This is a genomic window from Bacteroides sp. 1001136B_160425_E2 (assembly GCF_015559655.1).
In the GTDB taxonomy this organism is placed as follows: domain Bacteria; phylum Bacteroidota; class Bacteroidia; order Bacteroidales; family Bacteroidaceae; genus Bacteroides; species Bacteroides luhongzhouii.
This window is the reverse complement of sequence record NZ_JADMQH010000005.1, coordinates 57,824-79,457: the sequence shown is the minus strand read 5'-3', so window position 1 is coordinate 79,457 and position 21,634 is coordinate 57,824. Positions and strand designations below refer to the sequence as shown.

Below are 21,634 nucleotides of genomic sequence, written 5' to 3'. Positions count from 1 at the left end.
ATATAGAGATAATTTATCGGATAGCCTCACTGGGATGCGATTACTTTTTTCATTATTTGCCTTCCCAAAAGGGTTTGTACAATTCCTCGCAGTGAAAGATAAATGAGAAAAGCCAACCATAGAGCATGATTTCCTAAAAGTGGATGGAAAGCGTAATAGACCCCAAAAAAGCTGGCAGAAGCGACTAACATGGAGTAAAGCATCTGCCGGGTAGCAGTGGCACCGATAAAAATGCCATCCCATAGGAAAGCGGAGAAACCGGCTAACGGAATAATCAGTGCCCAGTAAAAATAAGTGTCTGAAGCACTGATTACTGAAGTGTCATTGGTTAGTAATCCCAGGAATTCTTTTCCGCCAGTTGCATAGAGAATTGTGAATACCAGTGAAAGACCGAATCCCCAATAGAAAAGTTGATGTACTGTGTTACGCAAGCCTATTTGATTTTTAGCACCTATGTAACGACCGGCCAGTGCTTCACCAGCATAAGCAAATCCGTCCATAATGTACGAAAACAAAGTAAATAACTGCATGAGCAAGGTGTTTACAGCTAATACGATTTCTCCTTGGGCGGCTCCTGCAGAAGTAAAAAACATAGTGACTATAACAAGACAGAGGGTACGGAAGAATATGTCCCGGTTAACTTGAAAGAAACGGTACATGGCTTGCTTCTGTATGATCTCTTTCCATACAATCCGCTTTTTAAGTGCACTGTAATAGCGCATATATAGCAGAATAGCCATGAAGAAACCTGCATATTGAGCAATTAAAGTCCCTGTTGCCACTCCTGCCACTTTCATATCCAATAAGTAGACAAAACATAGACTGGCCACAATGTTGACAATGTTTTGAGTAATAGCGATATACATGGGAAAGCGTGAATTCTGCATCCCGATAAACCAGCCGGCGAATCCATAAAGTCCTAATGTGGCTGGGGCTCCCCAAATACAGATATAGAAATAAGTCGTTGCCAATTGCTCGACTTCCGGTGTGGTTTGTATCAGTGTAAATGCCAGTTTCAGGATAGGATATTGGAGTATCAACAGGCAAAGTGCTATAAACAATCCTACTCCAACGGAACGTAGTAGTAACCGGGTGATTTCGTTTAAATTATGCTGGCCGTACGCTTGTGAAGTCATTCCACTTGTCCCCATGCGCAGGAATCCAAAAATCCAGTAGATAATATTGAATAACATTCCTCCTACTGCAATGGCTCCAATGTACGCCGGAGAGCCAAGATGTCCTACGATCGTGACATCGATAAGTCCCAGTAGCGGAACGGTAATATTCGATATAATCGATGGGATGGCTATCTGTAATATTCGTCTGTTTACGGAGGATTTTTTTTTATCTGTCATTGTATAAAAACACTTTTATCAAATTGATTGTTCTTTTCGCGAACAAAGGTACATTTTTTATTTTTTTATTGTATCTTTGTGTGTCACGAACTAAATAGCAATCAGATGGATTATGAGGACCTTAACTATTTTTCTTATCTCTTTATTTTCATTGCCACTGGTGCTGAATGCGCAGTCGGTTGATGAGATGTTACAAAAAGTGTCTGCTGCCATTGAGGCAGGGCAGAATGGGCAGGCTGTGAGCTATTTCCGGCAGACTATCGCTCTGAATATAGACCGTACGGAAATGTATTATTGGACGAATGTAGACAAGAACAGTGAAATTAGCTCCAAACTGGCTACAGAATTAGCGCTTGCCTATAAAAAGAATCGGAATTACGATAAAGCCTATTTATTTTACAAGGAATTACTGCAAAAGACTCCTAATAATGTAGATTGTTTGGAAGCTTGCGCGGAAATGCAGGTATGTCGCGGGCAGGAAAAAGAGGCTTTGCGTATGTACGAAAAAATACTGCAACTTGAGGCGGATAATCTGGCGGCTAATATCTTTTTAGGTAACTATTATTATTTGACAGCGGAACAGGAGAAGAGAAAGCTGGAGACGGATTATAAGAAACTTTCTTCTCCCACTAAAATGCAGTATGCCCGCTACCGGGATGGATTATCGAAGTTGTTCACTACCCGGTATGAGAAAGCGCGTAACTCTTTGCAGAAAGTTATTTTGCGTTTTCCATCAACAGAAGCTCAAAAGACATTGGATAAGATATTGAGGATAGAAAAAGAGGTGAATCGCTAAGTGGTTCACCTCTTTTCAATTATACTCAATTTGTTATTTTATAGTGCGTATTGGTAAATCCAAGGGACTTTCATTAAGTGCTCGGGTATCAATGTCTCCTTTTTTCGGTCCAGGTATCAGAGGACTATAGGATAAGACATGTCTGATACGTTCACGTTGATTTTGAGTGAATTGGTTTGAATAACTGTAGGAGTAATCCATAATATTTTTAGATATAAATTTAATATCTTGGCAGTTACTTCTTTGGCATAAATATTCTAATTCATAACTAGTTCCTGGCAGTTCATTGAGCCAATTATCATATTCTATCTTATTATAAGAAGGAGTGTCTTTGCAATAATCGGTGTCTTTACATTCATCTAATAAACCACCAGATTCTTCTTCAGAGAACACATGGCGTAAGCCCAGATAGTGACCTAACTCGTGAGCTAAGGTTACTCTGATATCGGCTTCAGAATATTTAGTGCCAGATGGTTCATTAATAAATAAACTGTTGACGGATACACAATAAGGAAACTTCAGATTATTCTTTTCTAGGTGAGTGTATTGTGTAGAATTAAGTCCTTCCAAAAAGTTATTATTGATGGTGGAAAAAGGAAGATGAGATATTCCCAATATAGTTGAATTAGAGTTGGGATCTGACGCAAAATTATATATCATAATGTTGATATATTGGTTAGGATCCCATAAAAAATCAACATACTTGCCCGAATTATCATTCATGAAAACTTCACAGTCAATGGGATAGTTATCTGGCCATTCTTTATATTCTACACCTGGAGTGGGTAGAACCTCATTATTCGGATTTTTAGTTGCAAGTGTAAAAGTCAGATTCATATCTACACTTTTAGTTGCATCTTTATATAAGCTGTTTACTGTATTGAGTATATTGTTTAAACGGCTTTGGCTAACGTATTGAAGCGGATCATTTTTGTCTTTATATAATACATGGAAGATTACAGGGAGTTCATAATGGTATTCTTCTGCTGTATTGGTAGAGCCTTTTTGAATGATTTGAACCGTTTTGTTAACTTTGTGACTTATAATAGTGATAGTTGCGGTTCTGGGACTGGATTCCAAGTTAGCGTTGACAGTCAGGATTAACTTTCCATCGTTTTCTCCTTTTTGTGTATTAGGAATACACCATTGTTTATTACTTGTTACAGTCCATGAAGAACTACATGTAATATCTATCGTTAATGATTCACCGCTTGCGCTGATGTTATCAAACTTCGATTCTGATATATTCAATGTTGCAGAATCTGAATCATCGCATCCTATTAATATCCATAACAATGGAAGGAAGAAAATTAGTTTTGTTTTCATAAATGAAAGAGTTTTATATAAAAACGCACGTTCCAAAGATAATGTTTTGATCTGGAATAGGATAGCTTATTTCAGTAAATATTCCACTTCCTTAAACATATAGTCTCTTTTCATCAGCATCTCGTCTTCTAAAATCAACCTTCCTTCTGGTTCTACACAAACGATTCGTGCAAGAAATTCTCCGTTGGCATCTTTGTATCGATGCAGTCCTTCCCTTCTGAAAAGAGATTTTTCATATTGACAGGCTATTGATGTCGTATCACCTTTTTTGAGCAAGCCATAATAAGATTGGATACGCAGCATGATATTTTTCAGTATTTCGAGTAGAGCATACTTTTTTCCTGTGATTTGTAGCAGTGAAACGGGGTTAGGAGCAGAACTGTGAAATGTTTCCTGATTAATATTAATTCCGATTCCTGCAATACTTTGACTGATGTTCCGCCCCATCAGATCGTTTTCTATCAACATCCCACATATTTTCTTTTCTTTCCAATAAATATCATTCGGCCATTTGATAGAAATGTCGGTGGTATATGTATCTAATTCTTCTTTAATAGCTAAAGATATAATCTGTGAAATGAGAAACTGACGTCGTGCTTCCAAAAACTCGGGGAAGATAACGGTGCTGAAAAGAAGGTTCTTGCCAGGATCTGATTCCCAGGAATTGCCACGCTGTCCCCGACCGGAAGTTTGAAAATCGGCGACAACGACAGTTAATTCCTCCAACTTCTGTTCAGAACAGAGAGACTGCAAATAATTGTTGGTGGAGTTCGTCTCGCTGATACGAATCAATGGAACCGGGAATATATCAGGGGAGGGCATCATATTCTGTGCGTAACTTTTTAGTAAATTTCTTGATTACCTCATCATAAGAGTGATCGATAAGCTCTTTCATCAATTTATCGTCTACGTCACTGTCAAAGCGGACACTATTCCAGTACTTTTTATTAAAATGATAAGCTCCTTCAATTCCCGAATAATGTTCACGCAGTTCGATTGCTTTTTCCGGATCACATTTTAGTGCGATGTGATTAGCTTCTTCCAGGTCAATGAGAGCAAACATTTTGTTCATAACCTTTACAACCAGTGATACATCATCGAAAGGGAAAGATTCGGTGACTCCTTTCTTGTTCAAGCAGTATTCTCTGACAGTTTCTACATTCATAATGAATTAATAATTATAATATGTTTTCATAATTAGTTTATATCATAAATTAAAGCACGAATTTCACAGCTTTTATAATGATGAATAAAGTTCCAGCATTTTTTAATATAAAGGAGGATAAAACGCTTCCTCTATATGTTCAACCTTGAAATTCCTGTTGTCGCCTACTACAGTAATGATATCGAAGCGTACAGGAGTGTCAATCTGGAACAATCTGATATAGGCATCTGCTGCACGTACTGTACGTTTTATTTTAGGCAAATCTACAGCATCTTCCGGCTCAGCAAATAGGGTATTGCTGCGGGTCTTCACTTCTACTATAATCAGTTCATTGCCTTTTGCGGCTACAATGTCCAGTTCGAAATGTCCCCTTCTCCAATTCCGGTCACGAATAAGATATCCTTTCTGTTCAAGATAAACTACGGCGGCATTTTCTCCGGCTTTTCCTAAATCATTATGTTCAGCCATCTTTTTTTGCAAATTTACTGCTTTTATTCTTTGTATTTACAGAAGTAAAAGTAATTTTGCAGAAGATATGAGAAAAAGGAGTAAAAAGTGCCTGAAAATGCACGTCGAGTGTACCAAAAGGGAACGACGGATGAGCATTTTGTTGAGCGACGAAGAACAGCTGATTGTAGATCGTTATCTTGAGAAATATAAGATAACGAATAAGTCACGTTGGCTTCGTGAAACGATTCTCATGTTTATCCATAAGAATATGGAAGAAGATTATCCCACTCTTTTTGGTGAACACGATATGAGGCGATAGGGGATCATTATTAAATTAGAAATTGTAGATAAAAAAATAAAGAGGGGGATGCTTGACGATATTTACTTCATGAAACAGGCTTTGATAGAGGCAGGTAAGGCTGCCGAGCGAGGAGAAGTTCCCGTAGGAGCTGTCGTGGTTTGTAAAGAGCGGATTATTGCACGTGCCCATAATCTCACAGAAACATTGAATGACGTAACGGCTCATGCCGAGATGCAGGCTATTACAGCTGCTGCCAATGTGCTTGGCGGTAAGTATTTAAACGAATGTACCCTGTATGTCACAGTTGAGCCTTGTGTGATGTGTGCAGGAGCTATTGCTTGGGCACAAACAGGCAAACTTGTATTTGGTGCCGAAGATGAAAAACGGGGCTATCAGAAATATGCCGGTGCGGCATTACATCCTAAAACAGTGGTTGTAAAAGGGATAATGGCTGACGAATGCGCTGCGCTAATGAAAGAGTTCTTTGCAGCGAAACGGAAATGAAAGCAGTGTAATGTCTATTTGATTTCCTCAAAATCTACATATTCACCATCATCCTGGGTGAATATTTTTTTATGTCTTTTCTCCGGAACATTCTCGGAATATATTTCCTCTTCATTATCATTTGAACGGTAATTCCTTTGCTCATAGTCCTGTTGGCTTGTACGTCCTGATTCTGTTTGTTTCGGGCGGGATGAAGAAGAACTGCGTCCTAATCCGAAAATCGTTCTTAGTATGAATCCGACAATAGAAAGGCCAAATACAAAAATGGCAATGATAAAAATGAGTATGAATAAAAGTATATGCATCGGGCTATGATTTTTATGTTGTTACTTCGATAAAACTCATAGTACAACAAACGTGCCAAGAGATTGTTTATTTACTTTTTCTTGTAAAAAGTGAAAGTAAAATATACCATACAATAATGGCAGCAAAGCTACTAATTCCAAGAAATATAAGGAGGGGAATGCAGATAATCAGGAATATAAAACTGATTTTGTTGTCATTCCATGAAAGGTTTTTAAATTTCAAAGAAAACATCGGTATTTCTGATACCAGCAGTCCGGAAAACAGGCAGACAAGTATAAGAAGGTAGACAGGATGGCAGTTGGCTGATATTAGGAAGTCATGTGCCCCTGCCACTAATGAGCCCCAAAACAGAGCATTGGCAGGTACCGGAAGTCCGACAAAAGAACTCGTCTGCCGTGTATCATTGTTGAATTTTGCCAGACGCAATGCTGAAAAAACAGAAATCAAGAATGCCAAATAAGGTAGATAAGGAGCGATGAATTCCATATTTGCCGGATAGTACATCTCTTTGAATAGAGAGAATACGATCAGTGAAGGAGCAACCCCGAAGCTGACATCATCAGCCAATGAGTCCAAGTCTTTTCCAATAATGGAATGGGCATTGAGTACACGAGCCAACAATCCGTCGAAGAAATCGAAGATAGAACTTAAAGCGATGAAAAGTAGAGCCAGTTCATATTTTGCTTCAAAAGCCATGACACAGGCAATACAACCGGAGAAAAGGTTCAGGCAGGTTACAGTATTTGGAATACTATTTTTAATAATGTTTGTCATTGTGACAGAATTATTTAAGTTTGGCGATAACCGTTTGGTTACCGGTCGTTAATTGTCCCATGCTGACACATACTTCTGTGCCGATGGGTAGATACACATCCACACGGGAACCGAATTTGATAAATCCCATGTGTTCGTCAATATAACATTCTTCTCCTACTTCAGCGTAGGTGACAATACGGCGTGCCACTGCTCCGGCGATTTGCCGGGTGAGTACTTCCACTCCTTCCGGAGTTTCGATCACTACCGTAGAACGTTCGTTTTCTGTGCTGGCTTTCGGCAGCCATGCTTTCATAAAGTTTCCATTATGATGTGCTACCTTTTTAATAGTACCATCTACCGGGTACCAGTTGGCATGTACATTCACAATGCTCATGAAGATGGATATCATTAAGCGGCGGTCATGGAAATATTCGTTTTCATCAACTTCTTCGATGACGACGATTTTTCCATCGGCGGGTGCTACGACAATCTTTTCAGTGTCCTGCCCGAAGAGACGGATCGGACATCGAAAGAAATTCACCATCAGCAGATAGACTGCTATACTCGCTACTGCTACCACATAAAAAGGTATTTTGCAATCGATTCCCCAATAAAGAGCTGCATTAATCAATAGCAATAGCAAGAAGCTAGCCCATAATATATGTGTTCCTTCGCGGTGAATACGTATTTTTTTTAATTTTTTTAGTCGGCCCATGAATGCTGTTTAATGATATTGTCTGCAAAAATATACTTAATTTAAAAAATCAGCAAGTAAATGAGCATAGAAATGTGAATGTTGATAACTTTTTGAGGATTATTTTTGTTTATAACCCGAGAGGTAGTAATTTTATGCCTTCAATTTAACTACTTATCATTATGCAGGATTTCGTTCATTTACATGTCCATACTCAATATTCTCTGTTGGATGGTCAGGCTAGCGTAGCTCGTCTGGTCGATAAAGCGATGCAAAACGGGATGAAGGGGATTGCCGTGACCGATCATGGAAATATGTTCGGTATCAAGGAATTTACGAACTACGTCAATAAAAAGAACAGCGGTCCAAGAGGTGAAGTCAAAGATTTGAAGAAGCGAATTGCAGGAATTGAGGCCGGCACAATAGAGTGTGCGGATAAAGAGGCGGAGATTGCTGCATGTAAAGCTAAGATAGTGGAAGCGGAAAATAAGCTTTTCAAACCTGTCATCGGTTGTGAAATGTATGTTGCGCGCCGCACTATGGACTTAAAAGAGGGTAAACCCGACCAAAGTGGTTATCACCTGATCGTATTGGCTAAGAATGAAAAAGGTTATCATAATCTTATTAAATTAGTATCGCACGCATGGACGCGCGGATATTATATGCGTCCGCGTACTGACCGCAGCGAACTGGAAAAATATCACGAGGGACTTATTATCTGTTCGGCCTGTCTTGGTGGTGAAGTGCCGAAACGAATTACTGCCGGGCAATTTGCAGAGGCTGAAGAGGCTATTCAATGGTATAAGAACTTGTTTGGTGATGACTACTATTTGGAGTTACAACGTCATAAAGCAACTGTTCCCCGTGCCAATCACGAATGTTATCCGTTGCAGGTGAATGTGAACAAATATCTGATTGAATATGCTAAGAAGTTCAATGTTAAACTGATTTGTACGAATGATGTTCACTTTGTAGATGAAGAGAATGCGGAAGCGCACGACCGTTTGATCTGTTTGAGTACTGGTAAGGACTTGGATGATCCTACTCGTATGCTTTATACCAAGCAGGAATGGATGAAGACACGCGAAGAGATGAACGAACTCTTTGCTGACGTGCCCGAAGCGTTGAGCAATACACTGGAGATTCTTGACAAGGTAGAATATTACTCCATCGATCATGCACCTATCATGCCTACTTTTGCTATTCCCGAAGATTTTGGAACGGAAGAAGGGTATCGGGCGAAGTTTACGGAAAAAGACCTGTTTGACGAATTTACTCAGGATGAACATGGTAATGTGGTATTGAGTGAAGAGGATGCGAAAGCGAAAATTAAACGCCTGGGTGGTTATGATAAACTTTATCGTATTAAACTTGAAGGGGATTATCTAGCTAAATTGGCTTTTGACGGAGCCAAGAGAATTTATGGCGAACCTCTGTCGGAAGAAGTTAAAGAACGAATGAACTTCGAGCTGTATATCATGAAAACGATGGGTTTCCCCGGATACTTTTTGATTGTACAGGATTTTATCAATGCGGCACGTAAGGAACTGGGTGTGTCGGTTGGTCCGGGGCGTGGTTCGGCTGCTGGTTCGGCAGTGGCCTATTGTCTGGGGATTACGAAAATCGACCCTATCCAGTACGATTTGCTGTTTGAGCGTTTCTTAAATCCGGACCGTATCTCCTTGCCCGATATTGATGTCGACTTTGATGATGACGGACGTGGTGAAGTACTTCGTTGGGTAACGAATAAATATGGTCAGGAAAAAGTTGCTCATATCATCACTTATGGTACAATGGCTACTAAGTTAGCTATCAAGGATGTTGCCCGTGTGCAAAAGCTACCTCTTTCGGAGTCTGACCGATTGGCTAAATTAGTGCCAGATAAAATTCCTGATAAGAAATTGAATTTGCGGAATGCGATCGAATATGTTCCCGAACTGCAAGCTGCGGAAGCATCATCCGATCCGTTGGTTCGAGATACGATCAAGTATGCTAAGATGCTTGAAGGTAACGTGCGTGGTACAGGTGTACATGCTTGTGGTACGATTATCTGTCGTGACGATATCACCGATTGGGTACCTGTCAGCACTGCTGATGATAAGGAAACGGGCGAAAAAATGCTTGTTACCCAGTATGAAGGTTCGGTGATTGAAGATACCGGATTGATTAAGATGGACTTCCTTGGCCTGAAAACTTTGTCTATTATCAAAGAGGCCGTTGAAAATATCCGTTTAAGTCGTAATGTTGAAGTAGACGTTGATGCGATAGACATCTCTGACCCGGCTACATATAAATTATATAGTGACGGACGTACGATTGGTACATTTCAGTTTGAATCTGCCGGTATGCAGAAGTACCTGCGCGAATTGCAGCCTTCTACATTCGAGGATTTGATTGCCATGAATGCCCTTTATCGTCCGGGACCAATGGATTATATACCTGATTTTATCGACCGTAAACATGGACGCAAGCCGATTGAGTATGATATTCCGATAATGGAGAAATACTTGAAGGATACGTATGGCATTACGGTTTATCAGGAACAGGTGATGCTTCTGTCACGTTTATTGGCCGACTTTACCCGTGGTGAGTCTGATGCACTCCGTAAAGCCATGGGTAAGAAGTTGCGTGACAAGCTGGATCACATGAAACCTAAATTTATTGAAGGTGGGCGTAAGAACGGACACGATCCGAAAGTGCTTGAAAAGATTTGGACCGACTGGGAAAAGTTTGCGTCTTATGCTTTCAATAAATCACATGCTACTTGTTATTCGTGGGTAGCTTACCAAACAGCCTATCTAAAAGCAAATTACCCTCCTGAATATATGGCTGCAGTGATGAGTCGAAGCTTGTCGAACATTACCGATATTACGAAACTGATGGACGAATGTAAGGCAATGGGGATTCAGACGCTGGGACCGGATGTAAACGAAAGTAACCTGAAATTTACTGTAAATCATGACGGTGATATTCGTTTCGGACTTGGTGCTGTCAAAGGTGTAGGTGAAGCTGCTGTACAAAGTATTATGGAGGAACGTAGTAAGAATGGTCCTTTCCTCGGTATATTCGACTTTGTGCAACGTGTCAACCTGAATGCCTGCAACAAGAAAAATATGGAATGTCTGGCATTAGCCGGAGGGTTTGATAGTTTTCCTGAACTGAAGCGGGAACAATATTTTGCTGTAAACTCTAAAGGTGAAGTATTTCTGGAAACATTGATGCGCTATGGTAACCGCTATCAGGCAGATAAGGCAGCTGCTGTCAATTCTTTGTTCGGTGGTGAAAACGTTATTGATGTTGCAACTCCTGAAATTCCTCAAGGTGTGGAACGTTGGAGTGATCTTGATCGGCTGAATCGTGAGCGTGATTTGGTCGGTATCTATCTTTCCGCTCATCCGTTGGATGAATTTTCTATCGTATTGGAACATGTCTGCAATACACGGATGGCGGATTTGGAAGATAAAGCTGCACTTGTTGGTCGTGAAATAACGATGGGAGGGATTGTGACTAGTGTTCGTCGCGGAGTCAGCAAGAATGGAAATCCGTATGGTATTGCTAAGATTGAAGATTATTCCGGTTCTACCGAAATCCCATTCTGGGGAAATGACTGGGTGACTTATCAGGGATATCTCAACGAAGGAACGTTCCTATATATTAAAGCCCGTTGCCAAGCGAAACAATGGCGGCAGGATGAATTGGAAGTGAAAATCACTTCTATGGAGCTTCTTCCCGACGTGAAAGAAGAACTGGTGCAGAAGATCACGATTATCATTCCTCTGTCAGTCTTGAACTCGGCTTTGGTTACTGAACTTGCCACTCTGACTAAGGAACATCCGGGAAATACAGAATTGTATTTTAAAGTGACGGATGATGCTGATGTAAGCCACATGTCAATTGATTTGATTTCTCGTCCAATTAAGCTTTCGGTGGGGCGGGATTTAATAACATATTTAAAAGAGCGTCCCGAACTGGGATTTCATATAAATTGATTATATTTGTGGCGAGAATAAGCTAACGAAATAACATTTAATAATTAATACTTAAAAAAATGGCTTTAGAAATTACAGACAGCAACTATAAAGAGGTTCTTGCAGAAGGAAAACCGGTTGTTGTAGATTTTTGGGCTCCTTGGTGTGGCCCATGCAAGATGGTGGCTCCTATCATTGAAGAATTGGCTGCGGAGTTTGAAGGACAAGTAATCATCGGTAAGTGCGATGTAGACGAAAATGGTGATATGGCTGCTGAATATGGTATCCGTAATATTCCTACTGTATTGTTTTTCAAGAACGGTGAAATAGTAGACAAGCAGGTAGGTGCAGTTGGCAAACCGGTATTCGCAGAAAAGGTGAAGAAGCTTTTATAGTCGATAATACTTATCACTTAATACTTAAAAAAATGGGACTGGAAGACGATTTTTTATTAGCAGATGCCGATGACGAAAAGACCATCGAGTTCATCAAAAACTATCTGCCTCAAGAACTGAAAGAGAAGTTCTCGGACGATGAATTGTATTATTTTCTCGATTTAATCGACGAGTATTACTCTGAAAGTGGCATTCTCGACGCTCAACCCGATGAAGACGGTTATGTTAACATCGATTTGGAAGAGGTTGTGGCTTACATTGTAAAGGAAGCCAAAAAGGATGAAATAGGAGAATACGATCCTGAAGAAGTCCTCTTTGTGGTTCAGGGAGAAATGGAATACGGAAACTCTCTGGGACAAGTGGACTAAACGACGTTCGGTCTCATTGTAGATAAATTAAGATAAGGGGTGTGCTCTGTGAGTATACCCCTTTTTGTGTGATGCTTTTTCTCAAGCATTCTTATGCCTATGAGAAAAAGTTCTCATTGCGATGAGAAAAAATACTCATTACTATGAGTATTAATTCTCACTGCAGTGAGAATAATCCCTTGCCAGAATAGTCTGAAACAGCGTATTCAAGTTATATTTCTTCCAATGCATAATACTGATAATCGCGAAGTACAGTCTGAAGAAATTTTTCCTGATTACCGTCACGAGGAGTAACGGAAAGCAATTCCTGTACTTTCTTAGCAAGTGCCATGACACGTCTTGTCCGGTCTTTCTCACCGGATTCCAAAGTTCGGGTAATTACATTCACTTGTTCGAGAGATAAATCGGCGGATTGCGGATATACCGGATGATAATTTTGGGTCAGATAATCGAATTCATCAAGGCTGACATGTATCTTACGATAGTTTTTCTCTTTAATTACCATAGTGCCGGCAGCTAGATCCCCTAATCGTTGATTGTTCTTATTCAATAACGCGACCAGAAGTCCAAGGCCACTCGTGATGGGACCATCAATTGGGAAAAGAAGCCATCGTAACAGATAAGAGCCGATGCTTGGAGTAGAACCATCTACTTTTACGACCCGGATATTGATGAGTTTTTTGCCAAAGCTCTGTCCGTGATTGAACATTTCACAAAGAAAAGAATAACCCAGAATCGGTAAATAAACGACGCACAGAAAAAAGAACAAACTGAATCCTGATGGTAAACTTAATTTAGACAAGAGTGTAGCAGTGGATAAAATGTAAAGCCCGATCAGAAAATAATCGATGATTAAAGCCATCAATCGTTCGCCGATACTGGCGGGCGTTTGACTGATACGAACGAATTGTCCGGTTATTATCGTAGATTCTGCCATCTCAGGTTAAACATTTTTAGGATTCCGTTGCAAATATATCATAATTCTCTTATTTTTGCTTCCGGTTTCGGACAAAACTTATCCGAAATCTATTGAAAAGCATGAAAGAAGTAACGTTTATTCGTCGGAACATTGAAAAATGGAAGGAGACAGAGAAAGTTGTGGAGCGGGCGGCAAGTCTGTCCCCCGACCAACTCGCCGATGTATATACGGACTTGACGGCTGACCTGGCATTTGCCCAAACACATTTCCCAACTTCCCGCATTACTATTTATCTGAATAATCTGGCTTCAGCGTTGCACAACGAAATCTACCGCAATAAACGCGAGAAGTGGACACGGATTATCACCTTCTGGACACAGGAAGTGCCACGAACCATGCACGATGCACGTCGCGAATTACTGACCTCCTTTCTGATTTTTGTTGCCAGCGCATTAATCGGCGTATTATCAGCAGCGAATGACCCGGATTTTGTCCGGTTGATATTGGGAAACGGTTATGTGGATATGACGCTCGACAATATTGCCAATGGTGAGCCGATGGCCGTATATAACGGCTCTTCTGAAGTTCCGATGTTCTTGGGCATTACACTTAATAACGTGATGGTCTCTTTCAACTGCTTTGCAATGGGATTGCTGACCAGTTTTGGAACAGGGTATATGCTTCTCTCCAATGGTATCATGGTAGGAGCTTTTCAAACATTCTTTTATCAACACGATTTGTTGTGGGAATCCAGTCTTGCCATCTGGTTGCACGGAACGCTCGAGATTTGGGCAATTATCGTGGCCGGTGCCGCCGGATTAGCTCTAGGCAACGGCTGGCTGTTTCCCGGTACCTATTCCCGACTGGAATCTTTCAGAAGAGGAGCGAAGCGAGGCTTGAAGATAGTGATCGGCACTGTTCCTGTATTCATTATGGCAGGTTTTATAGAAGGTTTTCTTACCCGTCACACAGAGCTTCCCGATCTGTTGAGGCTTGGCGTGATATTCACTTCTCTGGCATTTATTATATTCTACTATATTTATTTACCAAATAAAAAACAACATGGAATCACAGAAACCTAAGATTGCGATGTACGTGAAACGTCCTTTCGGTGAGAAGTTGAACGCTTCTTTTGATTTTATAAAAGAGAATTGGAAACAATTGTTTAAGTATTCAACTTATCTGATACTTCCCGTATGCTTAATTCAAGCCGCAAACTTTAGCGGTCTGATGGGAAGCATGACAGATCTTACTGCCATGCAGGCATCCGGAGGAATAAGTGATAATCCTTTAGCAGTTCTGGGACCTTCATTCGCGCTGAATTATGCAGGAGTTATCTTTTTTTCATGTTTGGGAGCTTTGCTGATGACTTCCTTGGTTTATGCGATGGTACGATTGTATAACGAACGGGAAGAACGCCTGAACGGGATTGCGTTCGGTGATATTAAATCGCTGTTGCTCCGTAATATTAAAAGACTATTTTTAATGGGGATTGCCTGCAGCTTCTTATTCATCTTTGCTGTGGTCCTTGTTGTCTTGTTGGCTGTGTTAACACCTTTCACGCTCATTTTGACCATCCCGCTTTTATTCGCGTTTATGGTTCCTTTGGCATTAATGGCTCCCATCTATTTATTTGAAGACATCTCGTTGAGCGAGGCATTTGCAAAAACATTCCGGTTGGGATTTGCTACCTGGGGTGGTGTCTTTCTGGTTTTAATGGTGATGGGACTTATTGCCAGTGTCTTACAAGGAATCGTTTCTATACCCTGGTATGTGATCTATATTGTAAAAATGGTCTTTACGATGAGTGACGGAGGTGCGACTTCTTCATCAGTCGGACTGAATTTTGCGCAATATTTGTTCTCTATCCTGATGTTGTATGGTTCTTACTTGTCGGCTATATTCAGTATCGTCGGTCTGGTTTATCAGTATGGTCATGCATCGGAAGTGGTGGACAGCATAACGGTAGAAAGTGATATTGACAATTTTGATAAACTCTAAAGCAAACCTCCATTAGATGAATCTCACTTCCCCGGCTGATACACTAGTCTGTGACACGGCGCAGATTGCCCTCTGGCGGTCTGATCCGGCATACAACTATAACCGTGAACTGATTACTCCGGAGATGAATGTTTTTGAGTGGATCAGCCGACAGTTTGGGGAGTTGTTGCGCAAAATATTCGGCAGTCGTTTTGCTGAAGAGTATTCAGGGCTTATCCTGGTATGTATTGCCATTCTTCTTTTGTTGCTGATTGTTTGGTTCGTCTACCGGAAACGCCCGGAGTTGTTTATGACCTCGCATAAAAATGCGTTGCCTTATACAGTTGAAGAAGATACCATTTACGGTGTAGATTTTCCGGGAGGGATAGCGGAAGCGCTTTCCCGTCAGGATTACCGGGAAGCAGTACGTCTGCTTTATCTGCAAACTTTGAAACAGCTTAGTGATGCAGAACGTATTGACTGGCAACTTTATAAAACGCCTACCCAGTATATCAATGAAGTCCGGCTACCGGCTTTCAGGCAACTGACCAATCATTTCCTGCGGGTACGTTATGGCAACTTTGAGGCGACGGAAGAACTCTTCCGGGCAATGCAGACCTTACAGGAAGAAATAGGGAAAGGAGGTGTCTCATGAAAGGAAGTCGCTGGTTCATTGTCTTTATTGTCGCTTTTCTGTTCATCATGTTTGCAATAGAATATCATTTGCCGAAGAATTTTGTGTGGAAGCCCACATTCGGACATAATGACGAGCAACCTTTCGGATGTGCAGTGTTCGATAGCGTGTTGTCTTCTTCTTTGCCACAGGGGTACACTTTTTCGAGGAAAAGTCTTTATCAACTGGAGCAGGAAGATACGACGCAACGCAGAGGTATATTGGTTATCTCTGATAATTTGCGATTGTCGGACGTCGATGTAAACGCTCTGTTGAAAATGGCGGAACGCGGAGATAAGATCATGTTGGTAAGTACCTTGTTCGGCAGATATTTGGAAGATACCTTGAAGTTCAGGTCTTACTATTCTTACTTCAGTCCGATGGCTTTGAAGAAATATGCGACTTCATTTTTGAAAAAAGATAGCTTGTATTGGATGGGAGATTCGGCGGTTTACCCCCGTCAGACTTTCTATTTTTATCCCCAGTTGTGTGCCTCTTATTTTTGGGGAGATTCGCTTCCTGAAAGGGTGCTGGCACAAAGAGTTCTTGAGTCGAATGAGTTCCGGTATGAAACCGAGGCGGACTCGTTGGCAATGGATAGTCTTGTTTATATGCCTGTAGCGATGTCCCGTCGGTGGGGGAAAGGAGAAGTTATTTTAGTTTCCACTCCTTTGATTTTTACTAATTACGGAATGTTGGACGGCAAAAATGCAACCTATATTTTCCGTTTGTTGTCGCAGATGGGGAAGCTTCCCATCGTTCGCACGGAAGGGTATATGAAAGAAACGGCACAGGTGCAGCAATCACCTTTCCGTTATTTGCTGGCACACCAGCCGCTTCGTTGGGCTTTGTATCTGACGATGATTACGATTATACTCTTCATGATATTCACAGCGAAGAGGCGGCAACGGGTGATCCCTGTTATTCACGAGCCGGTCAATAAATCTCTTGAATTTACCGAACTGATAGGTACACTTTACTTTCAGAAGAAAGACCATGCGGATTTAGTTCGCAAGAAGTTTTCCTATTTAGCCGAAGAACTGCGGAGAGAGATTCAAGTGGATATTGAAGAAGTGGCAGACGATGAACGCTCTTTCCACCGGATTGCCCGGAAAACCGGAATGGATGCCGGAGAGATTGCGGATTTTATCCGCGAAGTCAGACCCGTAATTTACGGAGGACGTGTTATTGACGCGGAGCAGATGAAGGGGTATATCGATAAAATGAATGAAATAATCAATCATATCTAAAGAAGAAATTTATGGAAGAGAATACAGAACAACGAGTAGATTTAACTCTCTTTTCCGGGAAGATACAAGAGTTGAAAGACCGGATTGCTTCCGTCATAGTAGGGCAGGAGCAGACAGTCGATTTGGTACTGACGGCAATTTTGGCGAATGGACACGTCTTGATAGAAGGTGTTCCGGGAGTTGCGAAGACACTGTTGGCCCGTTTGACAGCTCGGCTGATTGATGCAGACTTCAGTCGTATCCAGTTCACTCCGGACTTAATGCCGAGTGACGTATTAGGTACGACTGTGTTTAATATGAAAACCAATGGTTTTGATTTTCATCAGGGACCGATTTTTGCGGATATTGTATTGGTCGATGAAATCAACCGTGCTCCTGCCAAGACGCAGGCTGCCTTGTTTGAGGTAATGGAAGAGCGCCAGATCAGTATTGATGGAACGACTCACCGGATGGGGGATCTTTATACGATTTTGGCTACCCAGAATCCGGTAGAGCAGGAAGGAACATACAAACTTCCCGAAGCACAGCTCGACCGTTTTCTGATGAAGATAACGATGGATTATCCTTCATTAGAAGAGGAAGTGAATATCCTGGAGCGTCATCATACCAATGCCGCATTGGTGAAGTTGGAAGACATCGTTCCCGCTATTACCAAAGAAGAACTGTTGTCGCTTCGTGCTTTTATGAATCAGGTATTTGTAGACCGCACGTTGCTTCAATATATCGCATTGATTGTGCAGCAGACCCGCACCAGTAAGGCCGTATATTTGGGAGCTTCTCCGCGTGCGTCTGTTGCTATGCTGCAATCGTCAAAAGCGTATGCTCTTTTGCAGGGACGTGATTTTGTGACACCGGAAGATATCAAGTTTGTAGCTCCTTATGTACTCCAGCACCGTCTGATCCTGACTGCGGAAGCTGAAATGGAAGGCTATTCACCAGTAAAAGTGACACAACGCTTGATTGATAAAGTGGAAGTCCCGAAATGAAAAGATAAGTCCGAAGAAATCATAAACCGAAGAAACCATAATTCATAAATCATTTGTTTCTAACTCGTCGTTTCTATATTGCCCTTGTCATAGTTATCCTGTTATTGGGTAGCGGATATGTTTTTGCTCCGTTCTTTGTTATCGGGCAGTGGACACTCTTTGTCTTGCTTCTGGTGGTACTGGCAGACGTATACTTTCTTTATCGTATCCGTGGAATCCGTGCTTCTCGTCAGTGTGCCGACCGTTTCTCTAATGGCGATGAAAATGAAGTAAGTATTCGGGTAGAGAGTAGTTATTCGCATCCTGTATCTTTAGAGATCATAGATGAGGTACCTTTTATCTTTCAGAAACGTGATATCGACTTTCAGGTGAAGCTTGGAGCAAACGAGGGAAAAACAGTGACCTATCGTCTTCGCCCGACTTGTCGTGGAGTTTATTCTTTTGGTCATATCAGAGTCTTTGTGACCGGAAAGATTGGCTTGGTTTCCCGGCGTTATACCTGTGCAGAACCTTTGGATATCAAAGTATACCCGTCATATTTGATGCTCCATCAATATGAATTGCTGGCAATAAGTGATAATCTGACTGAACTGGGAATAAAACGTATTCGCCGGGTTGGCCATCATACGGAGTTTGAACAGATTAAAGAGTATGTAAAAGGTGATGATTATCGTACGATTAACTGGAAAGCAAGTGCCCGTCGACATGAACTTATGGTGAATGTGTATCAGGACGAACGCTCACAGCAGATTTATAATGTGATTGATAAAGGTAGAGTAATGCAGCAAGCCTTCTGTGGAATGACCTTGTTGGATTATGCGATTAATGCTTCGCTGGTGCTTTCGTATGTTGCCATGAGGAAAGAAGATAAAGCCGGATTAGTGACTTTTGATGAGCACTTTGATACTTTTGTTCCTGCTTCCAAGCAACCGGGATATATGCAGACATTGCTGGAAAGTCTTTATAGCCAGCAGACCACTTTCGGGGAGACAGACTTCTCGGCTCTTTGCGTTCATTTGAACAAACATGTCAGTAAGCGTAGCCTGCTGGTACTATATACTAACTTCTCGAGTATAGGAGGAATGAACCGTCAATTATCTTACCTGAAACAACTAAACCGCCAGCACCGTTTGCTCGTAGTCTTTTTTGAAGATGTCGATTTGAAGGAATATATCGCCCAACCGGCAAAAGATACGGAAGGGTATTACCGACAGGTGATTGCAGAAAAGTTCGCTTACGAGAAGCGGCTGATTGTATCTACTTTGAAACAACATGGAATCTATTCTTTATTAACTACACCGGAGAATCTTTCGATTGATGTGATTAATAAGTATCTGGAGATGAAGTCACGACAATTACTGTAATATCAATAGAGTGTTTGATTCTTCATTTTTCCGTAAGACGAATCTACAATCCTACGGCTTTCCGTGTTTCCACAAAGAAGAATACAGCCATTCCAATGATGATAATTCCCAGTATCCCATAGAAGAGCCTTGCCCGGTTGCGTCCTACATTCCGGACAATGGTTTGTGCGTTGCGCGTTGTAAAGAACCAGTCCCAGTTCAGCAATGACGCCAGCAGGGAGACGATTCCTGCCAGCGCAAAGATTCCTTGTACGATATATTGTCCGGTCATAGTTTGATTACTCTATTTCCGTCTTCCTGTTCTTCAATCGTTACTTTTACGGCATCTCCCGGAAGTAATTCTTCTACCAGTTCCGGCCATTCGATAAAGCAGAGGGCTCCACTGTAGAAATAGTCTTCGTAACCCATGTCATACACTTCGCTTAGTTTCTTGATACGGTAAAAATCGAAGTGATAGATTAACTCTCCGGTTTCGTCCGAACGGTATTCGTTGACAATAGCAAAAGTAGGAGAAGTGATAACATCCGTTACACCCAATTCTTCGCAAAGTGCTTTGACAAATGTAGTTTTGCCGGCACCCATCTTTCCGTATAAAGCAAATACAGTGTTATCGCCCATAGCAGCGATAAATTCACGGGCTGCTTCATGGATACTTTCCAGTGATTGAATTTTGATTTCCATATACTATCTATTATTATGACTTTTTTCTGCAACAACTCTTTCCGATTTTACAAACGGCGTAAATCAGGATAGAGAAGAATATGATGGAAGCTCCCGAAGGGACTTTCCAGTGATAAGAAATAAATAATCCACCCAGGCAGCCCAAGAAACCGATGCCGATTGATAACCAGATAATCTTCTTGAAACTATAAGTGAACAAGTTGGCTGTCATCTGTGGAATGGTGAGAAGAGAAATGGCCAGTACGATACCTACCATACGCAGGCAGGCTACAATTGTCAGCGCAATGAACATCATCAACACATATTCGAATATCTCTACCGGAATCTTTTGCGAACGTGCAAACTCACGGTCAAAGGCAATATATACGATAGGGCGGATAAACAGATAAAAGAATCCGGTCAGTATCAGTGCCAATATGCCGAGCATCCATAAGTCAATTTGATTGATGGTCAGGATATTCCCGAAGAGGTAAGCTGATAAGTCGGGCGCAAATCCCGGCGACAGGAAGCTGAACATAATTCCAAGTGCCATCCCTAACGTCCAGAATACTGCAATGGCAGAATCTTCGCGCATATCTTTCCGTCTGCTGAGCCACTCGACACCAAAAGCTGATAATACCGAGAAAACGGCTGCCGATAGTATCGGGGAAATTCCGGCAAACAATCCTAATCCGATTCCTCCGAAAGAAGCATGAGTGATTCCTCCACTGATAAATACCAGGCGGCGGGTTACGATATAGGTACCGATAATCCCACAGGCTATGCTTGCCAGCAGACTTCCCAGCAGGGCGTGTTGAAAGAATGTATATTGTAGTAAATCCATCACCTGTCATCTGCCTTTTTTACTTCTACGTTTCTTCTTTCTCCGATAATCAGAAAAACTTCGTCTTTGAGATCATCCGGCAATTCAATGCCACGGAGCTGAAGGCTACGTACCCATCCGGCCACTTCTACATCCAGTGTCGTATACAATACATCCCGAAACATTTCTGTCTCTTCTTCTGTATACGCATCTCCTGCCTTGCCAATGAACTGGTCCAGTTCTTCATCATCATAATATTCTATCTTTTTGCTGACAGCTGCCAGCAGGCTATCCCGTTCGCATACTTCGTGTTGTCCGCAGCATTCTACATCTACTTCCTTCACTTCCGGCATACGGTCCAGTTCGCCCTTTTCTATTTTCTTTTGCAGTCTTTTGTTGCGGATAATTCCGGCTATCAGCGCAATGACACCCAGCAACACCAGACTTATAATAAGTATCCACATGACAATATAACAGTTACAAATCAAATTTGTGCAAAGTTACTTATAAATTTGCATTCTATCATGTATGCTATCCATTTCTTTCGTACTTTTGTATGTTACCTACAAAATAAACATTGGCAGGTGAATTAAAT

The 21,634-nt window shown here is 41.4% G+C and carries 25 protein-coding genes; 12 read left to right on the top strand and 13 right to left on the bottom strand.

Features of this window, described 5'->3' with window-relative positions; genetic code table 11:
• Positions 1-26: 26 nt before the first annotated feature.
• The gene (locus I2I04_RS06435; RefSeq protein WP_143257698.1) at positions 27-1,355 is read right to left on the bottom strand and encodes an MATE family efflux transporter; all 1,329 of its coding nucleotides are present in this window, start codon (positions 1,353-1,355) and stop codon (positions 27-29) included.
• A gap of 112 nt (positions 1,356-1,467) precedes the next feature.
• Between I2I04_RS06435 and I2I04_RS06430 the strand changes: the two genes are divergently transcribed.
• Positions 1,468-2,151, top strand: a complete 684-nt coding sequence (locus I2I04_RS06430; RefSeq protein ID WP_195654602.1) for a tetratricopeptide repeat protein — start codon at positions 1,468-1,470, stop codon at positions 2,149-2,151.
• 33 nt (positions 2,152-2,184) lie between these two features.
• Here the strand turns inward: I2I04_RS06430 and I2I04_RS06425 are convergent, their stop codons facing one another.
• From I2I04_RS06425 to I2I04_RS06410, 4 genes are all read right to left on the bottom strand, one after another.
• The gene (locus I2I04_RS06425; RefSeq protein WP_195654601.1) at positions 2,185-3,477 is read right to left on the bottom strand and encodes a zinc-dependent metalloproteinase lipoprotein; all 1,293 of its coding nucleotides are present in this window, start codon (positions 3,475-3,477) and stop codon (positions 2,185-2,187) included.
• A 66-nt stretch (positions 3,478-3,543) separates the two neighbouring features.
• Positions 3,544-4,302, bottom strand: a complete 759-nt coding sequence (locus tag I2I04_RS06420) for a biotin--[acetyl-CoA-carboxylase] ligase (RefSeq protein WP_143257701.1) — start codon at positions 4,300-4,302, stop codon at positions 3,544-3,546.
• Positions 4,286-4,642 carry an MmcQ/YjbR family DNA-binding protein gene (locus I2I04_RS06415; protein ID WP_143257702.1) on the bottom strand — a complete coding sequence of 119 codons (357 nt, stop codon included), beginning with the start codon at positions 4,640-4,642 and terminating at the stop codon, positions 4,286-4,288. The genes I2I04_RS06420 and I2I04_RS06415 overlap by 17 nt, the downstream gene beginning before the upstream one ends.
• Before the next feature lie 102 nt (positions 4,643-4,744).
• On the bottom strand, positions 4,745-5,110 hold the full coding sequence (locus tag I2I04_RS06410; RefSeq protein WP_195654600.1) for a YraN family protein: 366 nt from the start codon (positions 5,108-5,110) through the stop codon (positions 4,745-4,747).
• A gap of 67 nt (positions 5,111-5,177) precedes the next feature.
• Between I2I04_RS06410 and I2I04_RS06405 the strand changes: the two genes are divergently transcribed.
• Both I2I04_RS06405 and I2I04_RS06400 read left to right on the top strand, forming a co-directional pair.
• Complete coding sequence (locus I2I04_RS06405; protein ID WP_004299215.1) at positions 5,178-5,411, top strand: hypothetical protein; 234 nt, start codon at positions 5,178-5,180, stop codon at positions 5,409-5,411.
• Between the two features lie 48 nt (positions 5,412-5,459).
• Positions 5,460-5,897, top strand: coding sequence for a nucleoside deaminase (locus I2I04_RS06400; RefSeq protein ID WP_143257704.1), 438 nt, complete (start codon positions 5,460-5,462; stop codon positions 5,895-5,897).
• Positions 5,898-5,911: 14 nt separating this feature from the next.
• On the opposite strand, the gene I2I04_RS06395 is transcribed toward I2I04_RS06400, so the two are convergent.
• The 3 genes from I2I04_RS06395 to I2I04_RS06385 all read right to left on the bottom strand — a co-directional run bounded on the left by I2I04_RS06395 (position 5,912) and on the right by I2I04_RS06385 (position 7,674).
• The gene (locus tag I2I04_RS06395) at positions 5,912-6,202 is read right to left on the bottom strand and encodes a DUF4834 family protein (protein WP_195654599.1); all 291 of its coding nucleotides are present in this window, start codon (positions 6,200-6,202) and stop codon (positions 5,912-5,914) included.
• Positions 6,203-6,269: 67 nt separating this feature from the next.
• The gene (gene pssA / locus I2I04_RS06390; protein ID WP_143257706.1) at positions 6,270-6,977 is read right to left on the bottom strand and encodes a CDP-diacylglycerol--serine O-phosphatidyltransferase; all 708 of its coding nucleotides are present in this window, start codon (positions 6,975-6,977) and stop codon (positions 6,270-6,272) included.
• 10 nt (positions 6,978-6,987) lie between these two features.
• Entirely contained in the window at positions 6,988-7,674 is a 687-nt protein-coding gene (locus tag I2I04_RS06385) for a phosphatidylserine decarboxylase family protein (protein WP_004299219.1), read from the bottom strand.
• 161 nt (positions 7,675-7,835) lie between these two features.
• On the opposite strand from I2I04_RS06385, the gene dnaE reads away from it, so the two are divergent.
• The 3 genes from dnaE to I2I04_RS06370 are packed head-to-tail and all read left to right on the top strand — an operon-like array spanning position 7,836 to position 12,384.
• Complete coding sequence (gene dnaE, locus I2I04_RS06380) at positions 7,836-11,642, top strand: DNA polymerase III subunit alpha (protein ID WP_143257707.1); 3,807 nt, start codon at positions 7,836-7,838, stop codon at positions 11,640-11,642.
• A 59-nt stretch (positions 11,643-11,701) separates the two neighbouring features.
• Complete coding sequence (gene trxA / locus I2I04_RS06375; protein WP_004306576.1) at positions 11,702-12,016, top strand: thioredoxin; 315 nt, start codon at positions 11,702-11,704, stop codon at positions 12,014-12,016.
• A gap of 32 nt (positions 12,017-12,048) precedes the next feature.
• Positions 12,049-12,384, top strand: a complete 336-nt coding sequence (locus I2I04_RS06370; RefSeq protein WP_004306577.1) for a hypothetical protein — start codon at positions 12,049-12,051, stop codon at positions 12,382-12,384.
• Between the two features lie 211 nt (positions 12,385-12,595).
• Here I2I04_RS06370 and I2I04_RS06365 read toward each other — a convergent pair whose 3' ends face one another.
• Complete coding sequence (locus I2I04_RS06365; RefSeq protein ID WP_143257724.1) at positions 12,596-13,321, bottom strand: RDD family protein; 726 nt, start codon at positions 13,319-13,321, stop codon at positions 12,596-12,598.
• 101 nt (positions 13,322-13,422) lie between these two features.
• Here I2I04_RS06365 and I2I04_RS06360 point away from each other — a divergent pair, with 101 nt between their 5' ends.
• Genes I2I04_RS06360 through I2I04_RS06335 form a run of 6 tightly spaced genes read left to right on the top strand, consistent with a single transcriptional unit; the run spans position 13,423 to position 19,556 of the window.
• Positions 13,423-14,385 (top strand): stage II sporulation protein M, encoded by a 963-nt coding sequence (locus I2I04_RS06360; protein WP_195472967.1) that lies wholly within the window; start codon positions 13,423-13,425, stop codon positions 14,383-14,385.
• Positions 14,366-15,304 (top strand): hypothetical protein, encoded by a 939-nt coding sequence (locus I2I04_RS06355; RefSeq protein ID WP_195654598.1) that lies wholly within the window; start codon positions 14,366-14,368, stop codon positions 15,302-15,304. Before I2I04_RS06360 ends, I2I04_RS06355 begins: the two co-directional genes overlap by 20 nt.
• 16 nt (positions 15,305-15,320) lie before the next feature.
• Positions 15,321-15,938, top strand: coding sequence for a DUF4129 domain-containing protein (locus tag I2I04_RS06350; RefSeq protein WP_195654597.1), 618 nt, complete (start codon positions 15,321-15,323; stop codon positions 15,936-15,938).
• Positions 15,935-17,206, top strand: a complete 1,272-nt coding sequence (locus I2I04_RS06345; protein WP_143257728.1) for a DUF4350 domain-containing protein — start codon at positions 15,935-15,937, stop codon at positions 17,204-17,206. The genes I2I04_RS06350 and I2I04_RS06345 overlap by 4 nt, the downstream gene beginning before the upstream one ends.
• An 11-nt stretch (positions 17,207-17,217) precedes the next feature.
• On the top strand, positions 17,218-18,192 hold the full coding sequence (locus I2I04_RS06340) for an AAA family ATPase (RefSeq protein ID WP_143257729.1): 975 nt from the start codon (positions 17,218-17,220) through the stop codon (positions 18,190-18,192).
• Positions 18,193-18,245: 53 nt separating this feature from the next.
• A complete protein-coding gene (locus tag I2I04_RS06335) occupies positions 18,246-19,556 on the top strand; it encodes a DUF58 domain-containing protein (protein WP_195654596.1) in 1,311 nt (436 codons plus the stop codon).
• 43 nt (positions 19,557-19,599) lie between these two features.
• Here I2I04_RS06335 and I2I04_RS06330 read toward each other — a convergent pair whose 3' ends face one another.
• From I2I04_RS06330 to I2I04_RS06315, 4 genes are read right to left on the bottom strand one after another with little or no spacing between them, the layout of a single operon-like run.
• The gene (locus I2I04_RS06330) at positions 19,600-19,827 is read right to left on the bottom strand and encodes an immunity 17 family protein (protein WP_143257731.1); all 228 of its coding nucleotides are present in this window, start codon (positions 19,825-19,827) and stop codon (positions 19,600-19,602) included.
• Positions 19,824-20,237, bottom strand: a complete 414-nt coding sequence (tsaE, locus tag I2I04_RS06325; RefSeq protein ID WP_143257732.1) for a tRNA (adenosine(37)-N6)-threonylcarbamoyltransferase complex ATPase subunit type 1 TsaE — start codon at positions 20,235-20,237, stop codon at positions 19,824-19,826. Before tsaE ends, I2I04_RS06330 begins: the two co-directional genes overlap by 4 nt.
• Positions 20,238-20,250: 13 nt before the next feature.
• The gene (locus tag I2I04_RS06320) at positions 20,251-21,060 is read right to left on the bottom strand and encodes a metal ABC transporter permease (RefSeq protein ID WP_004307944.1); all 810 of its coding nucleotides are present in this window, start codon (positions 21,058-21,060) and stop codon (positions 20,251-20,253) included.
• Positions 21,060-21,503 carry a phospholipase gene (locus I2I04_RS06315; RefSeq protein WP_118418354.1) on the bottom strand — a complete coding sequence of 148 codons (444 nt, stop codon included), beginning with the start codon at positions 21,501-21,503 and terminating at the stop codon, positions 21,060-21,062. The genes I2I04_RS06320 and I2I04_RS06315 overlap by 1 nt, the downstream gene beginning before the upstream one ends.
• Positions 21,504-21,634: the final 131 nt, after the last annotated feature.